This is a genomic window from Azospirillum humicireducens (genome assembly GCF_001639105.2).
Classification (GTDB): Bacteria; Pseudomonadota; Alphaproteobacteria; order Azospirillales; family Azospirillaceae; genus Azospirillum; species Azospirillum humicireducens.
This window is the reverse complement of record NZ_CP015285.1, coordinates 2463495-2482994: the sequence shown is the minus strand read 5'-3', so window position 1 is coordinate 2482994 and position 19500 is coordinate 2463495. Positions and strand designations below refer to the sequence as shown.

Here is a 19500-nt window from a genome sequence, read left to right as displayed (position 1 = left end):
CTTCAGGTCCCCATACGGTTCCGCCCACGGTCGAAGACCTGGAGCGCATGGCCGAAGAAGCGCTTGAAACCATCCCGGCGGAGCTTCTGGCCCCGGTCGGGAACCTCGTCATCCATGTCGAGGATTTTCCCGATGAGGATACCGAGCGGGAGATGGAGCTGGAAAGCCCATTCGACCTGCTGGGGCTGTACCGGGGGGTGGATCTGACGCGGCAAAGCGTCGCCGACCTGCGCGGCGGGCCGGACATGATCTTCCTCTACCGCCGCCCGATCCTGGATTACTGGTGCGAGACGGGGGAGGAACTGCCGGCCATCGTCCGCCATGTCCTGATCCACGAGATCGGCCACCATTTCGGTTTCTCCGACGACGACATGGAGCGGATCGAGGCCATGGAATAGGGGCGGAGTGGGGGGCGCCTCAGCCCTCCAGCGCCTCGGCCACCCGGCGGCGCAGCGCCGGCACCAGATCGTCCTCGAACCAGGGGTTCCGGTTCAGCCAGGCGGTGTTGCGCCAGCTCGGGTGCGGCAGCGGGATATGGCCTGGGCCGTACTCCCGCCAGTTCGCCACCGTCTCCGTCATCGTAGCCTTGCGCCGCTCGCCCAGATAGCGCGCCTGGGCATATTGCCCGATCAGCAGCGTCAGCCGGATGCCAGACAGGGCGTCGAGCACCGGCGGGTGCCAGAGCGGGGCGCATTCCGGCCTCGGCGGATAATCGCCGCCCTTCGGCATGGTTCCGGGATAGCACAGGCCCATCGGCACCACAGCGATGCGGGAGTCGTCGTAGAAGGCGGCCCGCTCCATCGCCAGCCACTTGCGCAGCCGGTCGCCGGAGGCGTCGTCCCACGGGATGCCGCTGGCATGCACCCGCGCGCCGGGAGCCTGCCCGACGATCAGCAGGCGGGCGGTGCGGCTGCCGCGCAGGACCGGGCGGCAGCCGTGCGGCAGGACGCCCGCGCACAGCGTACAGGCGCGCACCGTCGCGAACAGGCGGTCCAGCTGCGAACCGCCTTCAACCATGTCATCGGACAATCGACAGCAGATCCTGAACGAAGGCCGGCACCACCTGGGTCGCCGGGCCGTGGATGGAGCTGTGGAAATGGGAGGCACCCTCCGACGGTTCCAGGTTCAGCTCCACCGTATAGGCTCCGGCCGACCGGGCTTCCGCCACGAAACCGGCGGCGGGGTAGACATGGCCGGAGGTTCCGATCGACACGAACAGGTCGCATTCCTCCAACGCCCGCTGGATGCGCTCCATCTGGTAGGGCATTTCGCCGAACCAAACCACGTCCGGCCGCATGCCGCCCTTGCGCCCGCAGGTCAGGCAATGGTCATGCACCGACAGGTCGCCCTGCACCTCCACCACCGTGCGGCAATGCAGGCAGAAGGCCTTCAGCAGCTCGCCATGCATGTGCAGCGGCGCCTTCGATCCGCCGCGCTCGTGCAGGTCGTCGATGTTCTGGGTCACCAGCAGGACCTCGCCCTTCCAGCGCCGCTCCAGCTCCGCCAGCGCCCGGTGCGCGGCATTCGGCTGCACCGCCGGGTCGGCCAGGCCGCGGCGGCGGTCGTTGTAGAAGCGATGGACGAGGTTGGGGTCCCGCGCGAAGCCCTGCGGCGTCGCCACATCCTCCAGATCGACCTGGCTCCAGATGCCGCCGGCACAGCGGAAGGTGTCCAGCCCCGATTCCTTGGAAATCCCGGCCCCGGTCAGGATGACGATCGAGTCGGTCGGACGCAGGCGGTTGGTCAGCGCGGGTGAGGGCATGGCATCCCCTTGATATCTGGCGATCGGAGTCACGCTTCAAATCGAATGCGATTTTACGCGATCCGATCTAACGGTTCGGAAACCGGTCATGTGGAAAACTGCTGCGGCGTACGCTCGTCGCGCCTGGAAGTAAAGCCGCTGAGAAGAAAGAAGGGGGATACCGCAGGTGGTCAAGGTCCTGTTCGTCTGCACGGGCAACATCTGCCGCTCGCCCACCGCAGAGGGGGTGTTCCGCCATCTGGCCGAGCGCGCCGGTCTCGGGCCGCATGTGATCGCAGAGTCCGCCGGCACCCACAGCTATCATGTCGGCGAGCCGCCCGATCCGCGCACGCAACATGCGGCGCTGGCTCGCGGCGTCGACCTGTCGGGTCTGCGCGCCCGCAAGGTGGTGGCGGCGGACTTCACCCGCTTCGACCATATCCTGGCGATGGACCATGGTCATCTGGCCCAGCTGCGCCGCATCGCCCCGGCCGGCACCACCGCGGCGCTCCGCCTGTTCCTGGACGATGCGCCCGGACTTGGAGGCCGTGAAGTTCCCGACCCCTATTACGGCGGCCCCGACGGCTTCGAAGAGGTGCTGGACCTGTGCGAGGCCGGGTCGCGCGGCCTGCTGGACCGTCTCACGCGCGAAAGCGAGTTTCCGATTCGCAAACGCATCGGTTAACGTGTCGCCCTGCCCCGGCCGCTTGGTTTATGCTGCCGGGATTAGCCCTTTCGGAGCATCCGTCAGCCATGACCAGCGCAGCCACCGGCACCACCTCGCCCGGCGGGATCCTCGACGGCATCGTCCTGTTCGAGGCCTTCTCGCCGGAGGAGCGCGCGGCCGTGGCCTCGCGCGGGCGGGTGTTCGATGCACCGGCCGGCACGGTGCTGATGCGCGAGGGCGACGGCGCCAGCTCGCTCTACGTGCTGCTGGACGGCACGGTGCGGGTGGTGCGCAACGACCAGTTCGGCGGTCAGGTGGAGGTCGGATTCCGCCGGGCCGGCGACTGTTTCGGCGAGATGGCGCTGATCGACGGCGGCGCCCGCTCCGCCTCGGTGATCGCCGCCACGCCGGTGACGGTGTTCGAGTTGGAGCGCGAGCTGTTCCTGGCGCTGATCTCCCCCTCGCCCGATCTGCTGGCGAAGCTGCTGCGCGAACTCAGCCGCATGATCCGCGAGGTATCGGAACGGGTGGTGCGCGAGGATCTGGAGCGCCGCACCCGCATCGCCGAATCGGCGCTGGCCCGCCAACGCGCCATCACCCAGGCGGTGACCGGGCTGGCGCATGAGCTGAACACGCCGCTCGGCGTCTGCGTCACCGCGGCCAGCCACCTGCAGGAGCTGGCCCGTCCCGGCAACGGTCCGCTCGCGACCGAGGAGTTGCGGGAACCGGCCGCCCTGCTCGACGCCAATCTGGCGCGGGCGGTGGACTTGGTGGAGGCGTTCTCCGCCATTGCCGCCTGCCAGAACGCCGAACCGCTGGAGGCGCTGGACCTGCGCCAGACGGCGGCGGACATCGCGGCGCTGTTCGCCGTCCAGTATCCCGACTTGCCGCTGGCCTTGCGGGTGATGCCGGGGGCGCCCTGCCCGTGGTTCGGCTGTACCCAGCCGCTGGAGCGGGTGCTGCACCACCTGTTCGTGAACGCCGCCGCCCATGGCTATGCCGGCGGTCCCGGCGCCGTCGAGGTGGCGGTCGAGCCTGCCACGCTGGACGCGGTGCCGGCCTGGAACCTGATCGTCCGTGACCGCGGCGCCGGCATCCCGGCGGAGCATCTGCCGATCCTGACCGATCCCTTCTTCACCACCGCCCGCGGCCGCGGCCACAAGGGTCTGGGGCTGGCGGTGGTGTTCAACACTGTGACGGGGCCGCTCGGCGGCCGGATCGCCTTCGACAGCATGCCGGGGGCCGGGACGGCGGTCACGATCACCCTGCCGCAGGAGTTGTGAGGCCGGAGCACGCGGTTACCTCCTGCCCACCATCTCTCCCATGCAACACCTCCATAGCCGGATCGCCGGTCAGTAGATCAGCTCGTTCTCGCCGCCACCTTCGGAGATGACCAGCTCGCCGCGGGCGGCGAGATCCTTGGCCAGCTGCACCATGTACATCTGCGCCTCGTCCACGTCGCGGACACGGACCGGACCCATGGCGGCCATATCCTCGCGCAGGATCTTGGCCGCGCGCTCGGACATGTTGGAGAAGAACAAATCCTTCAGCGTCTCCGACGCGCCCTTCAACGCGGTGCCCAGCTTCTGCTTGTCCACCGTGCGCAGCATCGTCTGGACGCCGCTGGGGTCGAGCTTCGACAGATCCTCGAAGGTGAACATCAGCGACTTGATGCGCTCGGCGCTGTCGCGGTTGCGTTCCTCAAGCGCCGCCATGAAGCGGTGTTCGGTGGTGCGGTCCAGCCCGTTGAAGATCTCCGCCAGCATTTCGTGGCTGTCGCGGCGGCTGGTGCGGGCGAGGTTGGTCATGAACTCGGTGCGCAGCGTGCGCTCGACGTCGTCCAGAACCTCCTTCTGCACCGCCTCCATGCGCAGCATGCGCATGATGACCTCCATCGCGAAACTCTCCGGCAGCTGGGTCAGCACGCGGCCGGCATGTTCGGGACGGATCTTGGAAAGCACCACGGCGACGGTCTGCGGATATTCGTTCTTCAGATAATTGGACAGGACCGACTCGTTCACGTTGGCCAGCTTGTCCCACATGGTGCGGCCGGCCGGACCACGGATTTCCTCCATGATCTGGTCGACCTTGTCCTTCGGCAGGGTCTTCAGCAGCAGCCGCTCGGTCGAATCGAAGGAACCGACCAGCGAGCCGGTGGCCGACATCTGCTCGGCGAATTCGACGAACAGCCGCTCGATCAGGTTTGCCGACACCGTGCCCAGGTTGGCCATCACCTGGGACAGTTCCTTGATCTCCTCGTCGTCCATCAGCGAGAACAGCTTGGACGAATGCTCCTCGCCCAGCGCGAGCATCATGATGGCGGCCTTTTCGGGCCCGGTGAGGGTCCGGTAATCCTCGCGAACCTTCAACGCCATCCGTTCGCCTCCGCAACCGCCGCCGACCTCGCGCCGGAGGCGGGCGGTTCATTCTTACATGTCAGCTTTCCTATTGTTCCGTTTTAATAGGATTCGCTTGTGTATTCCATCCGTTCGAGGGCGAAGGGCGGGGACAAATTCAGTCGATGCCCCGCCCTTGCTGCCGCCCTTTGCTTCCACCGCCCGCAGCGTCAGCCGAACCGCTTGGCGATCACCGCATAGGCCGCCCGCAGGCCCAGCGCCTCGCCGCCCTCCGGCCGGCCGGGACGGGCCGAGCCGTTCCAGGCATAAGTGTCCAGATGTGCCCAGGGCGTGCCCTTCGACACGAACTCCTGCAGGAACAGCCCGGCGGTGATGGCGCCGGCGAAGCCGTTGGTGGTGACGTTGTTGATGTCGGCCACCTTGCTGTCCAGTCCCTTGCGGTAGGGCGCCCACAGCGGCAGCCGCCACATCGGGTCGTCGACCGCGGTCCCGGCCTCGGTCAGGTCGTTGGCCAGCGCATCGTCATTGCACATCAGCGCCGGCAGGTCGGGGCCCAGCGCCACGCGGGCGGCACCGGTCAGGGTGGCGAAGTCGATCAGCAGCGCCGGCTTTTCCGAATCCGCCTCGGCCAGCGCATCGCACAGGATCAGGCGGCCTTCGGCGTCGGTGTTGCCGACCTCCACCGTCAGGCCCTTGCGGGTCTTCAGCACGTCCTGCGGCTTGAAGCTGTCGCCGGACACGACATTCTCCACCGCCGGCACCAGCACGCGCAGCCGCACCGGCAGCCCGGCCATCATGATCATCCGGGCGAGCGCCAGTGCATGCGCCGCTCCGCCCATGTCCTTTTTCATGATCAGCATGGCCGAGGACGGCTTCAGGTCCAGCCCGCCGGTGTCGAAGCAGACCCCCTTGCCGACGATGGTGACCTTGGGATGCTGCTGGTTGCCCCAGCGCAGGTCGATCAGCCGCGGTTCCCGTGGGCTGGCGCGGCCGACGGCATGGATGGCGGGATAGTCGCGGTCGAGCAGATCCTGCCCGACGATCACCTCGACGGCCGCGTCGAACTCCGCCGCCAGATCCTGCGCCGCCTGGGCCAGTTCGGCCGGACCCATGTCGCAGGCGGGGGTGTTCACCAGATCGCGCACCAGCCAGGTGGCGGTCGCCGCCCGTTCCACCTCGCCGCGGTCGGCCTCGGCCGGCCAGACCAGAGTGGCGAAGCCCTTCTCCGGCGGCTTCCTGTAGCGGGTGAAGCGATAGCTGCCGAGCGCCCAGCCCAGCGCCGCGCGCGTCGCCGCCCGTGCGTCCAGCGCCGCGTCGATCTTGTAGGAGCCGGGCGGCAGCGAGGCGGGCAGGCCGGCGAAGGCCCACAGATCGTCGACGGCCGACACGCCGGCCAGCACATGGGCGACGCCCCCGTCCGGTCCCGGCAGGAAGACCGTCGATCCGGCCTCGCCGGTGAAGCCCACCGCCTTGACCCAGGAGGCGACGGCCGGCGACTGCGCGGCCAGCCAGTCGGGCAATCCGGCCTTGGTCACGGGAGTGAGGGCGACGGTGTCGGGACCGTCCACGGCAAGCAGGGTAGCGAGCAAGACTGAGGATCCTTCTTACGAGATCACGTCACGCATCCGGTGCGGATGCCCATTCTCCAAGGATGGCGCGTGAAGCGCCGGCTGGAAAGGGGTGGCGTGGAACAGAGTGGAACGCTTTCCGGGCCGATGTTTCCCCATTTGAAGAATGGGAAATCTAGCAGGAATTTCCTGCATGAACAGGTGGATTGTCTCGGGGCAGGCTCCGGAGCGGGATGAAGATCACGTCGTTATCCGTGCCGATTGTCTCGCGATCCGGCGCGGCATGGTGAATTTATGGCAAAAATGCACTGCTGGATATTTCCAATGGTAAATAAACAACCCATCGGTTATTTCGGAGCGACTAGCAGTGCCGCGGCGGACTGTTCACCTGGAACGGTGGCCGGTTTGCGAAAGTATGTTCCAGTCAACTCCGATCAACCGTCACCGCCGCCCATGATTGCGCTCGACATTGCCACCGTACTGTTTTTGAACCAGTCGTCGCTTCTGGCCGGTGCGGCGGTTTTTATGATTGCGCGGCGTCGTCGGTCGCCGTCTTCGGGGTTCGGCATCCTGGCGGCGGCCTTCTCATTGCAGGGACTGGGCGCCGTCCTGGCCAGCTTCGGCGAGCATGCGACGATGCCGGCGACGGTCTGGACACTGGGCAGCCTCACCCTCGGCCTGGTCGGGCAAGGGTTGCTGGTGCTGGGAATGGAGCGGCTGCGGTCGGGACGCCTGCACCGCGCCTGGCGCCTGCTGGCGGTTTATCTCATGTCGCTTTCGATCGCCGCCTGGCTCACCGGGTTCCATCTTGACAACCAGTTGCGGGCCCTCCTCTTCCATTTGAATGCGGCGCTTTGCCTGATTGTGGCGTCCCGGATCGTTGCCCGGCTCCGCCGGGTCGAGCCGCTGCCGTCCTGCCTGCCGCTGGAAGCGGTGCTGGCGCTCAGCGGGCTGTCATTCCTGCTCGGCGCCGGGGTCATCGTCCTGGTTCCCGACTTCGTGCACTGGGTGGCCCTGGAGTTCTTCATCCAGATCCTGGGCAATTTCACGGTCGCGATCCTGATCTACAGCGTCGCCACCGACCGGGCGGAGCGCAGGCTTGCCCTGATGGCGGAACTGGACAGCCTGACGGGCGTCGGCAACCGCCGCTGGCTGGAGCGGATGGTGCCGAGCCATCTGCGTCCCGGCGACGCCGTCTTCTGTATCGACCTGGACCATTTCAAGCGGATCAACGACCGGTTCGGCCACGCCACCGGCGATACCGTTCTGGTCGCCGTGGCGGCGACGTTGAGGAATCTGAAGCGTCCCGACGACGTGCTGGCGCGGATGGGAGGGGAGGAGTTCCTGCTGTTCCTGCCGGAACTGCGGCTCTCCGAAACGCAGCAGATCGCCGAACGGATTCGCGATGCCATCCAGGCGATCCCGTTCCAGCATCAGGGAACCGCCCTGGTGGTGACGGCCAGCATCGGCATCGCCCAGGCCGTCCGGCCGGGAGAGGCGTGGCCAGACCTCGCCCATGCCGCCGACATGGCGCTCTACGAGGCCAAGCGCAGCGGCCGCAACCGTGTCGTCCACGCGTCCATCGCCCCGCGGGATCGGAAGACGGCCTGACGCAGCCGGGCATGAAGCCGGGCCGCTCGCTCCTGCGGCTCCCCGGACAGGGTTTCGATCCAGGCGACGCGGGGCCAGGCGACGCGGGGCGGCGCGGGGGATGCGGATCACCGCCCCGATCCGGAAGCGGGCCTGCGGCTTTTCTTGTGCAAGTGCACAGACATATTACAGAAACACTGACCTGTTTCCCATTCGTCTATTTCCATTTCAAAAATATGGTAAATATTCAGTGTATCTTGTGATCGCTGAATTACTCAAATTAAAGGGAATTCCAGTGGCGAAGAATTTTTTTCGCGTTCTTCACTTCACAGGCATTGATTTCAAGTTTACGGGATATTCATCCACTCAACCTAACCATCGATCCATGATCGCACTCGATATCGCCACCGTGCTGTTCCTCTATCAGTCGTCCCTGTTCGTCGGGGCGACGGTGTTCCTGTTCGCAAGGCGGCGGCGGACCGCGGCTTCGGGATTCGGAATTCTGGCGGCGGCGTTCCTCCTGCAGGGATTGGGGGGAGGCGTCGCCGCCTTCGGCGTCTATGCCATACTGCCAAGACCGGTCTGGACGTTGGGCAGTTTCACAGTGTGCCTGATCGGGCAGGGATTGCTGGTGCTGGGAATGGAGAGTCTCAGATCGGGACGCCTGCATCCCGGCTGGCGCCTGCTGGCGGTTTATCCCATACCGTTCTGGATTGCCGCCTGGTTGACCGATTTCCATATGGACAACACGCCCCGCTCCCTGCTGTTTCATCTGAATGGCGCGGTCTGCATGATCCTGGCCGCCCAGATCGTCAATCGTCTCTGGCGGATGGAATCGCTGCCGTCCTGCCCGCCGCTGATCGCAATCCTGACTATCAACGGATTGTCCTTCCTGTTCGGCGCGCTGGTTTCCATTTTCGTCACCGACTTCATTCCCCTGGTGGCGATGGAGCTGTTCGTCCAGATCCTGGGCAATTTCACGGTGGCGATCCTGATCTACAGCATCGCCACCGACCGGGCGGAGCGCAAACTTGCCCTGATGGCGGAGTTGGACAGCCTGACCGGCGTCGGCAACCGCCGCTGGCTGGAGCGCATGCTGCCCCAGCAGCTGCAGCCCGGCGACACGGTTTTCTGTATCGATCTGGATCATTTCAAGCAGATCAACGACCGGTTCGGCCATGCCGTCGGCGACACCGTGCTGGTCGCAGTGGCGGCGACGTTGCGGAACCTGAAGCGTCCGGACGACGTGCTGGCCAGGATGGGAGGGGAGGAGTTCCTGCTGTTCCTGCCGAACCTGCGGCCTTCCGAAACGCAGCAGATCGCCGAGCGGATCCGCGAAGCGGTCGAGGCCATCCCGTTCCAGCATCAGGGAAATGCCTTGCGGGCAACGGCCAGCATCGGCGTCGCCCAGGTCCTGCGCGCCGGGGAGGACTGGACCGGTCTCGTCCATGCGGCCGACATGGCGCTCTATGACGCCAAGCATGGCGGGCGAAATCGCGTGGTCGTCGCGCCGTCGGTTCCGCAGGACCTGATACCGGCGTAAAACACAGGGAAGGGCCGGTTGAGCGGGCTTCCCGCGATCCGGCATTCCGTCTTCCCGTTTTCCGTCCGATGCGAAAGGTGCCGTCCGATGTCCGATCCGACCCTGGTGATGGGGAACAAGGCCTATTCGTCCTGGTCGCTGCGCCCATGGCTGGCCCTCAGGCAGGCGGGGATCGACTTCACCGAGACCCTGGTGGTCCTGCGCCAACCGGACACCGCCGCGCGCATCGCCGAGCATTCTCCGTCAGGCCGGGTGCCCACCCTGATCCATGACGGGCTGACCGTCTGGGATTCGCTGGCGATCTGCGAGTATGTGGCGGAACTGGCGCCCGAGGCAGGGCTGTGGCCGGCGGACCGGGCGGCGCGGGCGGTGGCGCGGGCGGTGTCGGCGGAGATGCATTCCGGCTTCGTCTCCCTGCGCAGCACCATGTCGATGGACCTCAAGCGCGACCGCAAGGGCCAGGGCTTGACCGAGGCGACCGCCGCCGATATCGCCCGGATCGAGGCGCTGTGGGCCGATGCCCGCACCCGCTTCGGCGGCCCGGCCGGCGGACCCTTCCTGTTCGGCACCTTCACCATCGCCGACGCCATGTTCGCCCCGGTGGTGACGCGGCTGGAGACCTATGGCGTCGCGGTGTCGCCGGTGTCGCGCGCCTATATGGACGCCGTGCTGGCGCTGCCGGCGATGCGGGACTGGATCGCGGCGGCCAAGGCGGAGCCGTGGGAGCTGCAGCCGTGAGCGAGGCCGGCTTCACCGTCAGGCCGGCGGGACCGGAGGATGCCGACGCGGTCGGCGCACTGCTCCGGGCTTCATACCCGCCGCTGATGGCCGCCGGCTATCCGGCGGAGGTTCTGGAGCGGGCTCTGCCGGCGATGATGCGGGCCAACCCGCTGCTGCTGCGGTCAGGCACCTATCATCTGGCGGTGGCGGACGGCGGTGCGGTGATCGGCTGCGGTGGCTGGACCCGCGAACCGCCGGGGGCGCCCTGCCAGCCGGTCGATCCGGCGGTCGGGCATATCCGGCACTTCGCCACCCACCCCGAGGCCTTGCGCCGGGGTGTCGGCACCGCCCTGCTCGGCCGCTGCATCGACGAGGCCAGGGTCGCCGGCCTCCGCCGGCTGGAATGCCTGTCGAGCCTCGTCGCCGAGCGCTTCTATGGCTCGGCCGGCTTTCGCCCGGTTGGAAAGCGGTCGGTGATCCTGGCGCCGGGCGTCCAGTTCGACAGCATCGTCATGGCGCTGGAGCTGTTGCCGCCCGCCGGTTGACGCAACCGCCAACGAAAAACGGCGCGCCGTCCTGCCGGATGGCGCGCCGTTGCTGTATCCGCCCGCCGCCCTGCCGGTAAGGGCGGGGCGGCGGGCTTGGCCGATGATCACTCCGCCGGGATGGCGCGCGGCAGGGTGACCGGCACGGCCAGACGGTGCAGCATCTCCTTCGGAACCACCTGCCAGAAATGGCCGAGTTCACGCTGCCAGTCGTTGAGGATCTCGGCGGCGAAACGGCTCTGCGTTTCGGCGACATGCTCCTCGATCAGGGCGCGGAGCTGGGCCTCGTAATGGGGCACCTCGATCCGCTGGAAGATGACGCTTTCCTCGTTGATGTGGAGCGGCAGCGAGTCCTCCGGGTCGTACAGGTAGGCCATGCCCCCGGTCATGCCGGCGGCGAAGTTGTCGCCGACCTTGCCCAGGATGACCGCCGTGCCGCCGGTCATGTACTCGCAGCCGTTGGAGCCGCAGCCCTCCACCACCACGGTGGCGCCGGAGTTGCGCACCGCGAACCGCTCACCCGCCTGGCCGGCGGCGAACAGCTTGCCGGCGGTGGCGCCGTACAGCACCGTGTTGCCGATGATGGTGTTCTTGTTCGACTCGAGCGGGCTGCTGGTGGCCGGACGGACCACGATGGTGCCGCCCGACAGGCCCTTGCCGACATAGTCGTTGGCGTCGCCCATCACCTCCAGCTTGATGCCCTGGACGGCGAAGGCGCCCAAGGACTGGCCGGCGGTGCCGCGCAGGCGGACGGTGATGTGGCCGGGCTGCAGTCCGGACATGCCGAACTTCCGCGTCACCATCGAGGACAGCCGCGTGCCGATGGCGCGCTGCGTGTTGCGGGCGTTGTAGGCGAGCTGCATCTTCTCGCCCTCCTCGAACAGCGGGCGGGCGTCGGCGACGATGCGGGCGTCCAGCGTGTCCGGCACCTCGTTGCGGCCCTGCAGCGTGCAGTAGCGGGCGTTCTCGCCGGGATCGACCTGGGCCAGCAGCGGGTTGAGGTCGAGGTCGTCCAGGTGGGCGCCGCCGCGGCTGACCTGATGCAGCAGGTCGGTGCGGCCGATCACCTCGGACAGCGAGCGGAAGCCAAGGCGGGCCAGGATCTCGCGGACCTCTTCGGCCAGGAAGGTGAAGAGGTTGACGACCTTCTCCGGCGTGCCGACGAACTTCTCGCGCAGCTTCTCGTCCTGGACGCAGACGCCGACCGGGCAGGTGTTGGAATGGCACTGCCGGACCATGATGCAGCCCATGGCGATCAGGCTGGCGGTGCCGATGCCGAACTCTTCCGCGCCCAGCATGGCGGCGATGACGATGTCGCGGCCGGTCTTCAGGCCGCCGTCGGTGCGCAGCCGCACGCGGTGGCGCAGCTTGTTCAGCGTCAGGACCTGATGGACCTCCGACAGCCCCATCTCCCAGGGCAGGCCGGCGAACTTGATCGAGGTCTGCGGCGAGGCGCCGGTGCCGCCGGAGTTGCCGGAGATCAGGATGATATCGGCATTCGCCTTCGCCACGCCGGCGGCGATGGTGCCGATGCCCGACCGGCTGACCAGCTTCACCGTGACCTTGGCGTCGGGGTTGATCTGCTTCAGGTCATAGATGAGCTGCGCCAGATCCTCGATCGAATAGATGTCGTGGTGCGGCGGCGGGCTGATCAGGGTCACGCCCGGCGTGGCGTGGCGCAGCCGCGCGATCATCTCCGTCACCTTGAAGCCGGGCAGCTGCCCGCCCTCGCCGGGCTTGGCGCCCTGGGCGACCTTGATCTCCAGCTCGCGGCACTGGTTCAGGTACTCGGCGGTGACGCCGAAGCGGCCCGACGCCACCTGCTTGATGGCGGAGTTCCAGTTGTCGCCGTTCTTGTCGGGACGGAAGCGCGCCGGATCCTCGCCGCCCTCGCCCGAGTCGGACTTGGCGCCGATGCGGTTCATCGCGACGTTCAGCGTGCCGTGCGCCTCGGGCGACAATGCCCCCATCGACATGCCCGGCGTGATGAAGCGCTTGCGGATCGAGGTGATGCTCTCCACCTCGTCCACCGGAACGGCGGCCTTGGTGGTGCGGAACTCCAGGAGGTCGCGCAGCTGCATCGGCGGCCGCTTGTTCACCTGCTCGGAATACTTCTTGAAGGTGGTGTAGCTGTCGTTGGTGACGGCCTGCTGCAGGGTGTGGATGATCCCACCCTCCCAGCCATGGCGGTCGCCCGACTTGCGGAAGCGGTAGAAGCCGCCGACCGGCAGCGGCAGCGCCTCGCCGGCATAGGCCAGCGCATGCTGCTCCAGGACCTTCTTCTGGATGCCGTTCAGGCCGATGCCGGAGATGCGGCTGACCATCGCCGGGAAATGCTCGGCGACCAGGGCGCGGCTGAGGCCGATGGCCTCGAAGTTGCCGCCGCCGCGGTAGCTGCTGATGACCGAGATGCCCATCTTGGACATGATCTTCAGCAGGCCGTCGTCGATGGCCTTCTTGTAGTTCGTCATCGCCTTTTCCAGCGACAGCGAACCGAGCAGGCCGCGGCGCTGGCGCTCGGCCACCGCTTCCTGCGCCAGATAGGCGTTGACGGTGGTGGCGCCGACGCCGATCAGCACCGCGAAGTAATGGGTGTCCAGGCATTCCGCCGTGCGCAGGTTCAGCGAGGTGAAGGTGCGCAGGTTGGAGCGGATCAGGTGGGTGTGGACCGCGCCGGTCGCCAGGATCGCCGGGATGGCGGCACGGTCGGCGCCCATCGCCTCGTCGGTCAGGATGACGTGGTTGGCGCCGCCGCGCACCGCGTCCTCCGCCTCCTGGCGGATGCGGCGCAGCGCGTCGCGCAGCGCGTCGGGGCCGGCATCCACCGGGAAGGTGGCGTCGATCTCCGCCGCCGTCTCGCCCATGTAGGCGCGCATGGCGCGGAATTCGGCGGTGGTCAGCACCGGGCTGTCGAGTTGCAGCAACCGGGTCTGGCTCTCATCCTCGTCCAGGATGTTGCCGAGGTTGCCGAGACGCGTCTTCAGGCTCATCACCCGGCGCTCGCGAAGCGAGTCGATGGGCGGATTGGTGACCTGGGAGAAGTTCTGGCGGAAGAAATGGTGCAGGCCGCGGTACTTGTCCGACAGCACGGCGATGGGGCTGTCGTCGCCCATCGAGCCGACGGCTTCCTTGCCGTCCTCCGCCATCGGGTGGAGGATCAGCTCCATGTCCTCCATGGCGAGGCCGAAGGCCATCTGGCGGCGGCGCAGCTCCTCCTTCTCCATCTCCGACGCCTCGCCCTTCAGCGCGGCGGACTTCACCAGCTCGTCCAGATGGGTGGTGTTCTTGACCCACTGGCCCCAGGGCTTCTGGCTGGCCAGATGGTCCTTCAGCTCGCGGTCGTTGAACAGCTTGCCGGCCTGCAGATCGACGGCGATCATCTCGCCCGGCCCCAGGCGGCCCTTCTCGACCACCTGGTTCTCCTCGATCTTGACCATGCCGGTCTCGGAGCCGCCGATGATCAGGCCGTCGGTGGTGATGGTGTAGCGCATCGGGCGCAGGCCGTTGCGGTCCATGCCGCCGACGACCCAGCGGCCGTCGGTCATGGCGAGCGCCGCCGGGCCGTCCCACGGCTCCATGACGGAGTTGCAGTAGGCGATCAGCGCCTTGTGGTTGTCAGGCGTGGTCTGCGAGCTGGTCAGCGCCTGCGGCACCAGCATCATCTTGACCATCGGCGCGCTGCGGCCGGCGCGGACCATCACCTCGAACACCGTGTCCAGCGCGCCCGAGTCCGACAGGCCGACGCCGATCACCGGCTTCAGGTCCGCCATGTGGGTGCCGAACACCGGATGCTCCATCCGGGTCTCATGCGCCTTCATCCAGTTGACGTTGCCCTTCAGCGTGTTGATCTCGCCGTTGTGGGCGAGCATGCGGAAGGGCTGGGCCAGCGGCCAGGTCGGGAAGGTGTTGGTCGAATAGCGCTGGTGGTAGATGGCGAAGGACGATTCGAAGCGGTCGTCGGTCAGGTCCGGGTAGAAGGTGGAGAGCTGTTCGGCGAGGAACATGCCCTTGTAGATGATCGAACGCGCCGACAGCGAGCAGATGTAGAAGTCGTTGATCTGCTCGCCATGCACCGCCTTCTCGATCCGGCGGCGAATGATGTAGAGGTCGAGTTCGAACTGCTCGTCCGACACGCCCTTGGAGTTGCCGATGATGATCTGCTCGATCTCGGGCCGGGTGGCGTTGGCCTTCTCGCCGATGATGTCGACGTTGATCGGCACCTGACGCCAGCCATAGATGTAGTAGCCGAAGGCCAGGATCTCGGTCTCGACGATGCAGCGGCAGGCTTCCTGGGCGTCCAGGCTGATGCGCGGCAGGAAGACCTGGCCGACCGCCAGGTTGTTCTCCGGCGGGGTGTGGCCGATGACCTTGACATGGTCCTTGAAGAACTTCTGCGGCACCTGGACATGGATGCCGGCGCCGTCGCCGGTCTTGCCGTCGGCGTCGACCGCACCGCGGTGCCAGACCGCCTTCAGGGCCTCGATGCCTTTCTCGACCACCGAACGGCGGGGCTTGCCGTCGATCGCGGCGATGAAACCGACGCCGCAGGCGTCGTGCTCGTCGGCCGGATTGTAGGCGTGGGCAGTGGTCAGCGCCGCGGCGTTGGCGCGGAAATCGGCGACGAACTGCTCACCCTGGTTCAACGAGCCCTGGTTAAACTCGGCGGTCATGGAACGACCCTTTCACAGTCTGGACGTTGACCTGGGGGGCGGAAGGGATGGCCCCCTGGGGTAGACGGTGGTTCTGGTGTGGAGAAGGCGAACGGCCCCCTCCCTAACCCTCCCCCGCCTTTGGCGGGAGAGGGAACTCCGCTGCTCTCGCACCCAACTCCCTCTCCCGCGAAGCGGGGGAGGGTCGGGGAGGGGGCAAGCGGCTTGGCGGCTAAAGCGCCTTACTCGGCGGCAACGGCCAGCTTGGGCGCGCCGACGGTCTGGGCGTAGGCGTGCATGGCCTCGGCGGCGTCGCGGCCGTCGCGGATGGCCCACACCACCAGGGACGCGCCGCGGACGATGTCGCCGGCGGCGAAGACGCCGTCCAGGCTGGTCATCTTGGTGCGGTGGTCGACCAGCAGCGTGCCCCAGCGGGTGACGGTCAGGTCGGGCGAGCCGAACATGCCCGGCAGATCCTCCGGCTCGAAGCCCAGCGCCTTGATGACGAGGTCGGCCGGCTCGGTGAACTCGGAGCCCTCGATCACCTGCGGGGTCTGGCGGCCGGTGGCGTCGGCGACACCCAGATGGATGCGGACGGCGCGGACGCCGGTGACGACATCGTCGCCGGTGAAGGCTTCGGGAGCGGCCTGCCAGACGAACTCGACGCCCTCCTCCTCGGCATGCGCCACTTCGCGCTGCGAGCCCGGCATGTTCTTGCGGTCGCGGCGGTACAGGCACTTGACCGAGGTCGCGCCCTGGCGGATCGCCGTGCGCACGCAATCCATCGCGGTGTCGCCGCCGCCGAGCACCACCACCTTCTTGCCGGCGGCGTTCAGCGAGCCGTTCTCGTACGCCTCGACCGTATCACCCAGCCCGACCTTGTTGGAGGCGGTCAGGTAGTCCAGAGCCGGCACGATGTTCTTCAGCCCCGAGCCGGGGGCCTTGATGTCGCGGGCCTTGTAGACGCCGGTGGCGACCAGGATGGTGACGTGGCGCTCGCGCAGCTCGGCCAGCGAGGCGTCGCGGCCGACCTCGAAATTGGAATGGAAGATGACGCCGGCATCGGCCAGACGCTGGACCCGGCGGGCGACGACGTCCTTCTCCAGCTTGAAGCCGGGGATGCCGTAGACCAGCAGGCCGCCCATGCGGTCGTAGCGGTCATAGACATGGACCTCGTAGCCCTTGGCGCGCAGCTCCTCGGCGGCGGCCAGCCCGGCCGGGCCGGCGCCGATCACGCCGACCGACAGGCCAAGCTCGCGGGCCGGCTTGCGCGGCTTGACCCAGCCGTTCTCCCAGGCGGTGTCGTTGATGTACTTCTCGACCGAGCCGATGGTGACGGCGCCGTGGGTCGACTGCTCGATGACGCAGTTGCCCTCGCACAGCCGGTCCTGCGGGCAGATGCGGCCGCAGATTTCGGGGAAGTTGTTGGTGGCCTGGGAGACCTCGTAAGCCTCCTCCAGACGACCCTCGGCGGTCAGCTTCAGCCAGTCGGGGATGTTGTTGGAGACCGGGCAGTGCACCTGGCAGAAGGGAACGCCGCACTGCGAGCAGCGGTTGGCCTGCTCGCCGGCGCGCTCGTTGCTGAAGCGGGCGTAGATCTCGGCGAAGTCCTGGCGGCGGTCGGCGGCAGACCGCTTGTCGGGCATCTTCTGCGCGGTATGCACGAAGCCCAACATTTTCTGGTTCGCCATGACGTCTGCTCCTTCGCTTCGCGGCCCCGTCGTCTCTTGGGGACGCCGCCTGACCGGGGGCTGCGGCTTTGGCCTGCACCGACCGGCTGGGTTGAAATCGAACGTCCGCAAAGTGGCGGACGCTCGTCATATAACGCATGCGATCAGCCCGCGAAAGCACAAAAGAGCCGATAGGTCCGCTTTATTGACCTTTTCTTCCGCAAGGCTGGAATGCGCATGGGCGGCTACGGGGTGTCACAAAAACGCGACAGAAAATTAGTCCATAAACGAGACTATCTCGCAAATAGGGGTACCGACCCCTCGCCGTCGCCAAGCACCGGCCCCCCTGCTATAAGCACCGCAACATCCAACCGCGCCGAAGGTTTGAGTGCCGCGATGATGATCGATCAATATCTGGACGCCACGCTCATGGGGCTGGTGGAGGGGCTGACCGAGTTCCTGCCCGTCTCCTCGACCGGCCATCTCATCATGCTGGACGAGCTGCTGGGCTTCCAGGGTCCGCCCGGCAAGGTGTTCGAGGTGGTGATCCAGCTCGGCGCCATTCTGGCCATCTGCGTGGTCTATTTCCAGCGGCTGTGGCAAGTCGCCACGGGGCTGAAGGACGATCCCGGCGCGCGGCGCTTCGTGATGGCGGTTCTGATCGCCTTCCTGCCGGCGATGGTGCTCGGCGCCGGGCTGCACGGCATCATCAAGGCGATGCTGTTCAATCCGACGGTCGTCAGCATCGCCCTGATCACCGGCGGCATCGCCATCCTGCTGGTGGAGCGGCTGGTTCCGGTCGCCCGCTATCACCGGATCGAGAATTTCTCCGCCCCGTTGGCGCTGAAGATCGGCTTCTGCCAATGCCTGGCCCTGGTGCCGGGCGTGTCGCGGTCGGGGGCCAGCATCCTGGGCGCCCTGCTGATGGGCGTCGACCGCAAGGCGGCGGCCGAGTTCTCCTTCTTCCTGGCGGTGCCGACCATGGCCGGCGCCACCGTCTACGACCTCTACAAGAACTGGTCGGTTATGAGCCTGGACAGCGGCCTGCTGATCCTGGTCGGCTTCGTCACCGCCTTCATCGCCGCCGCCCTGGTGGTGAAGACGCTGGTCGACTTCGTCGGCCGCTACGGCTTCACCCCCTTCGGCTGGTACCGCATCGCCATCGGCACCGGCATGCTGGCCTTCCTGTATCTGTAACCGTCACAGAGCCTGCCGCGGCACCGCCCGGACCGCGGCAACGGCCACGAACAGGGCGAGCAGGGCGATCAGGGCGAAGGCGGTGGCGAGGCTGGTCGCCTGGGCGATGAAGCCGACCAGCGGCGGGCCGGCCAGCACGCCGGTGTAGCCCATGGTGGAGACCGCGGCGACGGCATGGTCGGCGCGGCCGCTCTCCGCCGCGCCCGCCGTGCTGAACAGCACCGGGACGATGTTCGACAGCCCGATCCCGGTCAGCCCGAACCCGGCAATCGCCAGCAGCGGCGATCCATCCGCCATCACGCCCGCCGCCAGGACGAGCCCCAGCCCGGCCGCGGCCAACAGGCTGCCGACGCTCATCAGCGTCGCCCCGCCGAAGCGGTGGCGCAGCCGGTCGCCGCTGAAGCGTCCCACCGCCATGGCGGCGCAGAAGACGCCGAAGCCCATGCCGGCGAGCGCGACCGGGGCGCCCAGATCGTCGCGCAGATGGATGGCGCTCCAGTCCAGGATGGCGCCCTCGCTCATGAAGGACAGGGCGGCAAGCAGGCCGAGCAGCAGCGTCTTGCGGTCGGGCAGGACCAGCCCCCCGGCCGAGGCGTTGCGGTCGGGCAGGAAACGGCCCTGCAAGGCCAGGAACAGCGCGACCAGTCCGGCCGACACCAGTGCCGCCTGCGCCGCCGGCGTCATCAGCGGCAGCAGCAGTGCGCCCAGCCCGGCACCCGCCAGCCCGCCGAGACTCCACATCCCGTGCAGAGAGGACATGATCGGCCGGCCGAGCCGCCGTTCCACCAGCGCACCCTGGGCGTTCATGGCGACATCCATGGTGCCGCCCGACGCGCCGAACAGCGCCAGCACGAGGCACAGCGTCACCACGTCCGGCACCAGCGCCGGCAGGGGCAGGAACGCGGCGAACAGCAGGGCGGTCGCCCGCGTCACCGGCGCGCTGCCCAGCCGGCCCAGCAGCGGCCCGCTGGCGATCATCGCGGTCAGCGCCCCGACGGCAAGGCAAAGAAGCGCCACCCCCAGCACGGCGGGGCTGAGGTCGAGCCGGTTCTTCAGCAGCGGGATCTGGGTCGCCCAGACGCCGAAGACGGTGCCGTTCAGGAAGAAGGCGGCGACGGTCGCCCAGCGCGCGGCGGCGGCCTGCTCCACCACCCGGCCCGCGCCGCCGCGGATATCCTCTGCCCCTGTCATTCCCGATCCCATCGCTGTGGAACCGCCCACATGACGGCGGCGGCCTGGCAATTCAAGCGTCC

15 protein-coding genes are annotated in these 19500 nt (G+C 67.5%); 8 read left to right on the top strand and 7 right to left on the bottom strand.

What is annotated here, in order from left to right:
• Positions 1 to 47 precede the first annotated feature (47 nt).
• On the top strand, positions 48 to 398 hold the full coding sequence (locus A6A40_RS11635; RefSeq protein WP_082860791.1) for a metallopeptidase family protein: 351 nt from the start codon (positions 48 to 50) through the stop codon (positions 396 to 398).
• 19 nt (positions 399 to 417) lie between these two features.
• Here the strand turns inward: A6A40_RS11635 and A6A40_RS11630 are convergent, their stop codons facing one another.
• Complete coding sequence (locus tag A6A40_RS11630; protein ID WP_063635539.1) at positions 418 to 1017, bottom strand: uracil-DNA glycosylase family protein; 600 nt, start codon at positions 1015 to 1017, stop codon at positions 418 to 420.
• A 1-nt stretch (position 1018) separates the two neighbouring features.
• Positions 1019 to 1762 carry a Sir2 family NAD+-dependent deacetylase gene (cobB, locus tag A6A40_RS11625; protein ID WP_063635538.1) on the bottom strand — a complete coding sequence of 248 codons (744 nt, stop codon included), beginning with the start codon at positions 1760 to 1762 and terminating at the stop codon, positions 1019 to 1021.
• Positions 1763 to 1928: 166 nt separating this feature from the next.
• Here cobB and A6A40_RS11620 point away from each other — a divergent pair, with 166 nt between their 5' ends.
• Both A6A40_RS11620 and A6A40_RS11615 read left to right on the top strand, forming a co-directional pair.
• Positions 1929 to 2426, top strand: coding sequence for a low molecular weight protein-tyrosine-phosphatase (locus A6A40_RS11620; RefSeq protein ID WP_063635537.1), 498 nt, complete (start codon positions 1929 to 1931; stop codon positions 2424 to 2426).
• Positions 2427 to 2494: 68 nt separating this feature from the next.
• Positions 2495 to 3691, top strand: a complete 1197-nt coding sequence (locus tag A6A40_RS11615) for a sensor histidine kinase (protein ID WP_063635536.1) — start codon at positions 2495 to 2497, stop codon at positions 3689 to 3691.
• A 69-nt stretch (positions 3692 to 3760) separates the two neighbouring features.
• Here A6A40_RS11615 and fliG read toward each other — a convergent pair whose 3' ends face one another.
• Positions 3761 to 4783: a flagellar motor switch protein FliG gene (gene fliG / locus A6A40_RS11610; protein ID WP_063635535.1), complete on the bottom strand. Its 1023-nt coding sequence runs from the start codon at positions 4781 to 4783 to the stop codon at positions 3761 to 3763.
• A 191-nt stretch (positions 4784 to 4974) separates the two neighbouring features.
• Complete coding sequence (locus tag A6A40_RS11605) at positions 4975 to 6354, bottom strand: leucyl aminopeptidase family protein (protein WP_063635534.1); 1380 nt, start codon at positions 6352 to 6354, stop codon at positions 4975 to 4977.
• A gap of 504 nt (positions 6355 to 6858) precedes the next feature.
• Between A6A40_RS11605 and A6A40_RS11600 the strand changes: the two genes are divergently transcribed.
• From A6A40_RS11600 to A6A40_RS11585, 4 genes are all read left to right on the top strand, one after another.
• Positions 6859 to 7944, top strand: a complete 1086-nt coding sequence (locus A6A40_RS11600) for a GGDEF domain-containing protein (protein WP_158279286.1) — start codon at positions 6859 to 6861, stop codon at positions 7942 to 7944.
• A gap of 364 nt (positions 7945 to 8308) precedes the next feature.
• Positions 8309 to 9466: a GGDEF domain-containing protein gene (locus tag A6A40_RS11595; RefSeq protein WP_063635532.1), complete on the top strand. Its 1158-nt coding sequence runs from the start codon at positions 8309 to 8311 to the stop codon at positions 9464 to 9466.
• Positions 9467 to 9553: 87 nt separating this feature from the next.
• Complete coding sequence (locus A6A40_RS11590; RefSeq protein WP_063635531.1) at positions 9554 to 10204, top strand: glutathione S-transferase family protein; 651 nt, start codon at positions 9554 to 9556, stop codon at positions 10202 to 10204.
• A complete protein-coding gene (locus A6A40_RS11585; RefSeq protein ID WP_063635530.1) occupies positions 10201 to 10731 on the top strand; it encodes a GNAT family N-acetyltransferase in 531 nt (176 codons plus the stop codon). Before A6A40_RS11590 ends, A6A40_RS11585 begins: the two co-directional genes overlap by 4 nt.
• A gap of 107 nt (positions 10732 to 10838) precedes the next feature.
• Here A6A40_RS11585 and gltB read toward each other — a convergent pair whose 3' ends face one another.
• Positions 10839 to 15401, bottom strand: coding sequence for a glutamate synthase large subunit (gltB, locus tag A6A40_RS11580; protein ID WP_063635529.1), 4563 nt, complete (start codon positions 15399 to 15401; stop codon positions 10839 to 10841).
• Positions 15402 to 15622: 221 nt separating this feature from the next.
• A complete protein-coding gene (locus A6A40_RS11575; RefSeq protein ID WP_063635528.1) occupies positions 15623 to 17071 on the bottom strand; it encodes an NAD(P)-dependent oxidoreductase in 1449 nt (482 codons plus the stop codon).
• Between the two features lie 375 nt (positions 17072 to 17446).
• On the opposite strand from A6A40_RS11575, the gene A6A40_RS11570 reads away from it, so the two are divergent.
• Positions 17447 to 18247: an undecaprenyl-diphosphate phosphatase gene (locus tag A6A40_RS11570; RefSeq protein ID WP_063635527.1), complete on the top strand. Its 801-nt coding sequence runs from the start codon at positions 17447 to 17449 to the stop codon at positions 18245 to 18247.
• A 3-nt stretch (positions 18248 to 18250) separates the two neighbouring features.
• Here the strand turns inward: A6A40_RS11570 and A6A40_RS11565 are convergent, their stop codons facing one another.
• Positions 18251 to 19438: an MFS transporter gene (locus A6A40_RS11565; RefSeq protein ID WP_063635526.1), complete on the bottom strand. Its 1188-nt coding sequence runs from the start codon at positions 19436 to 19438 to the stop codon at positions 18251 to 18253.
• Between the last annotated feature and the right edge of the window lie 62 nt (positions 19439 to 19500).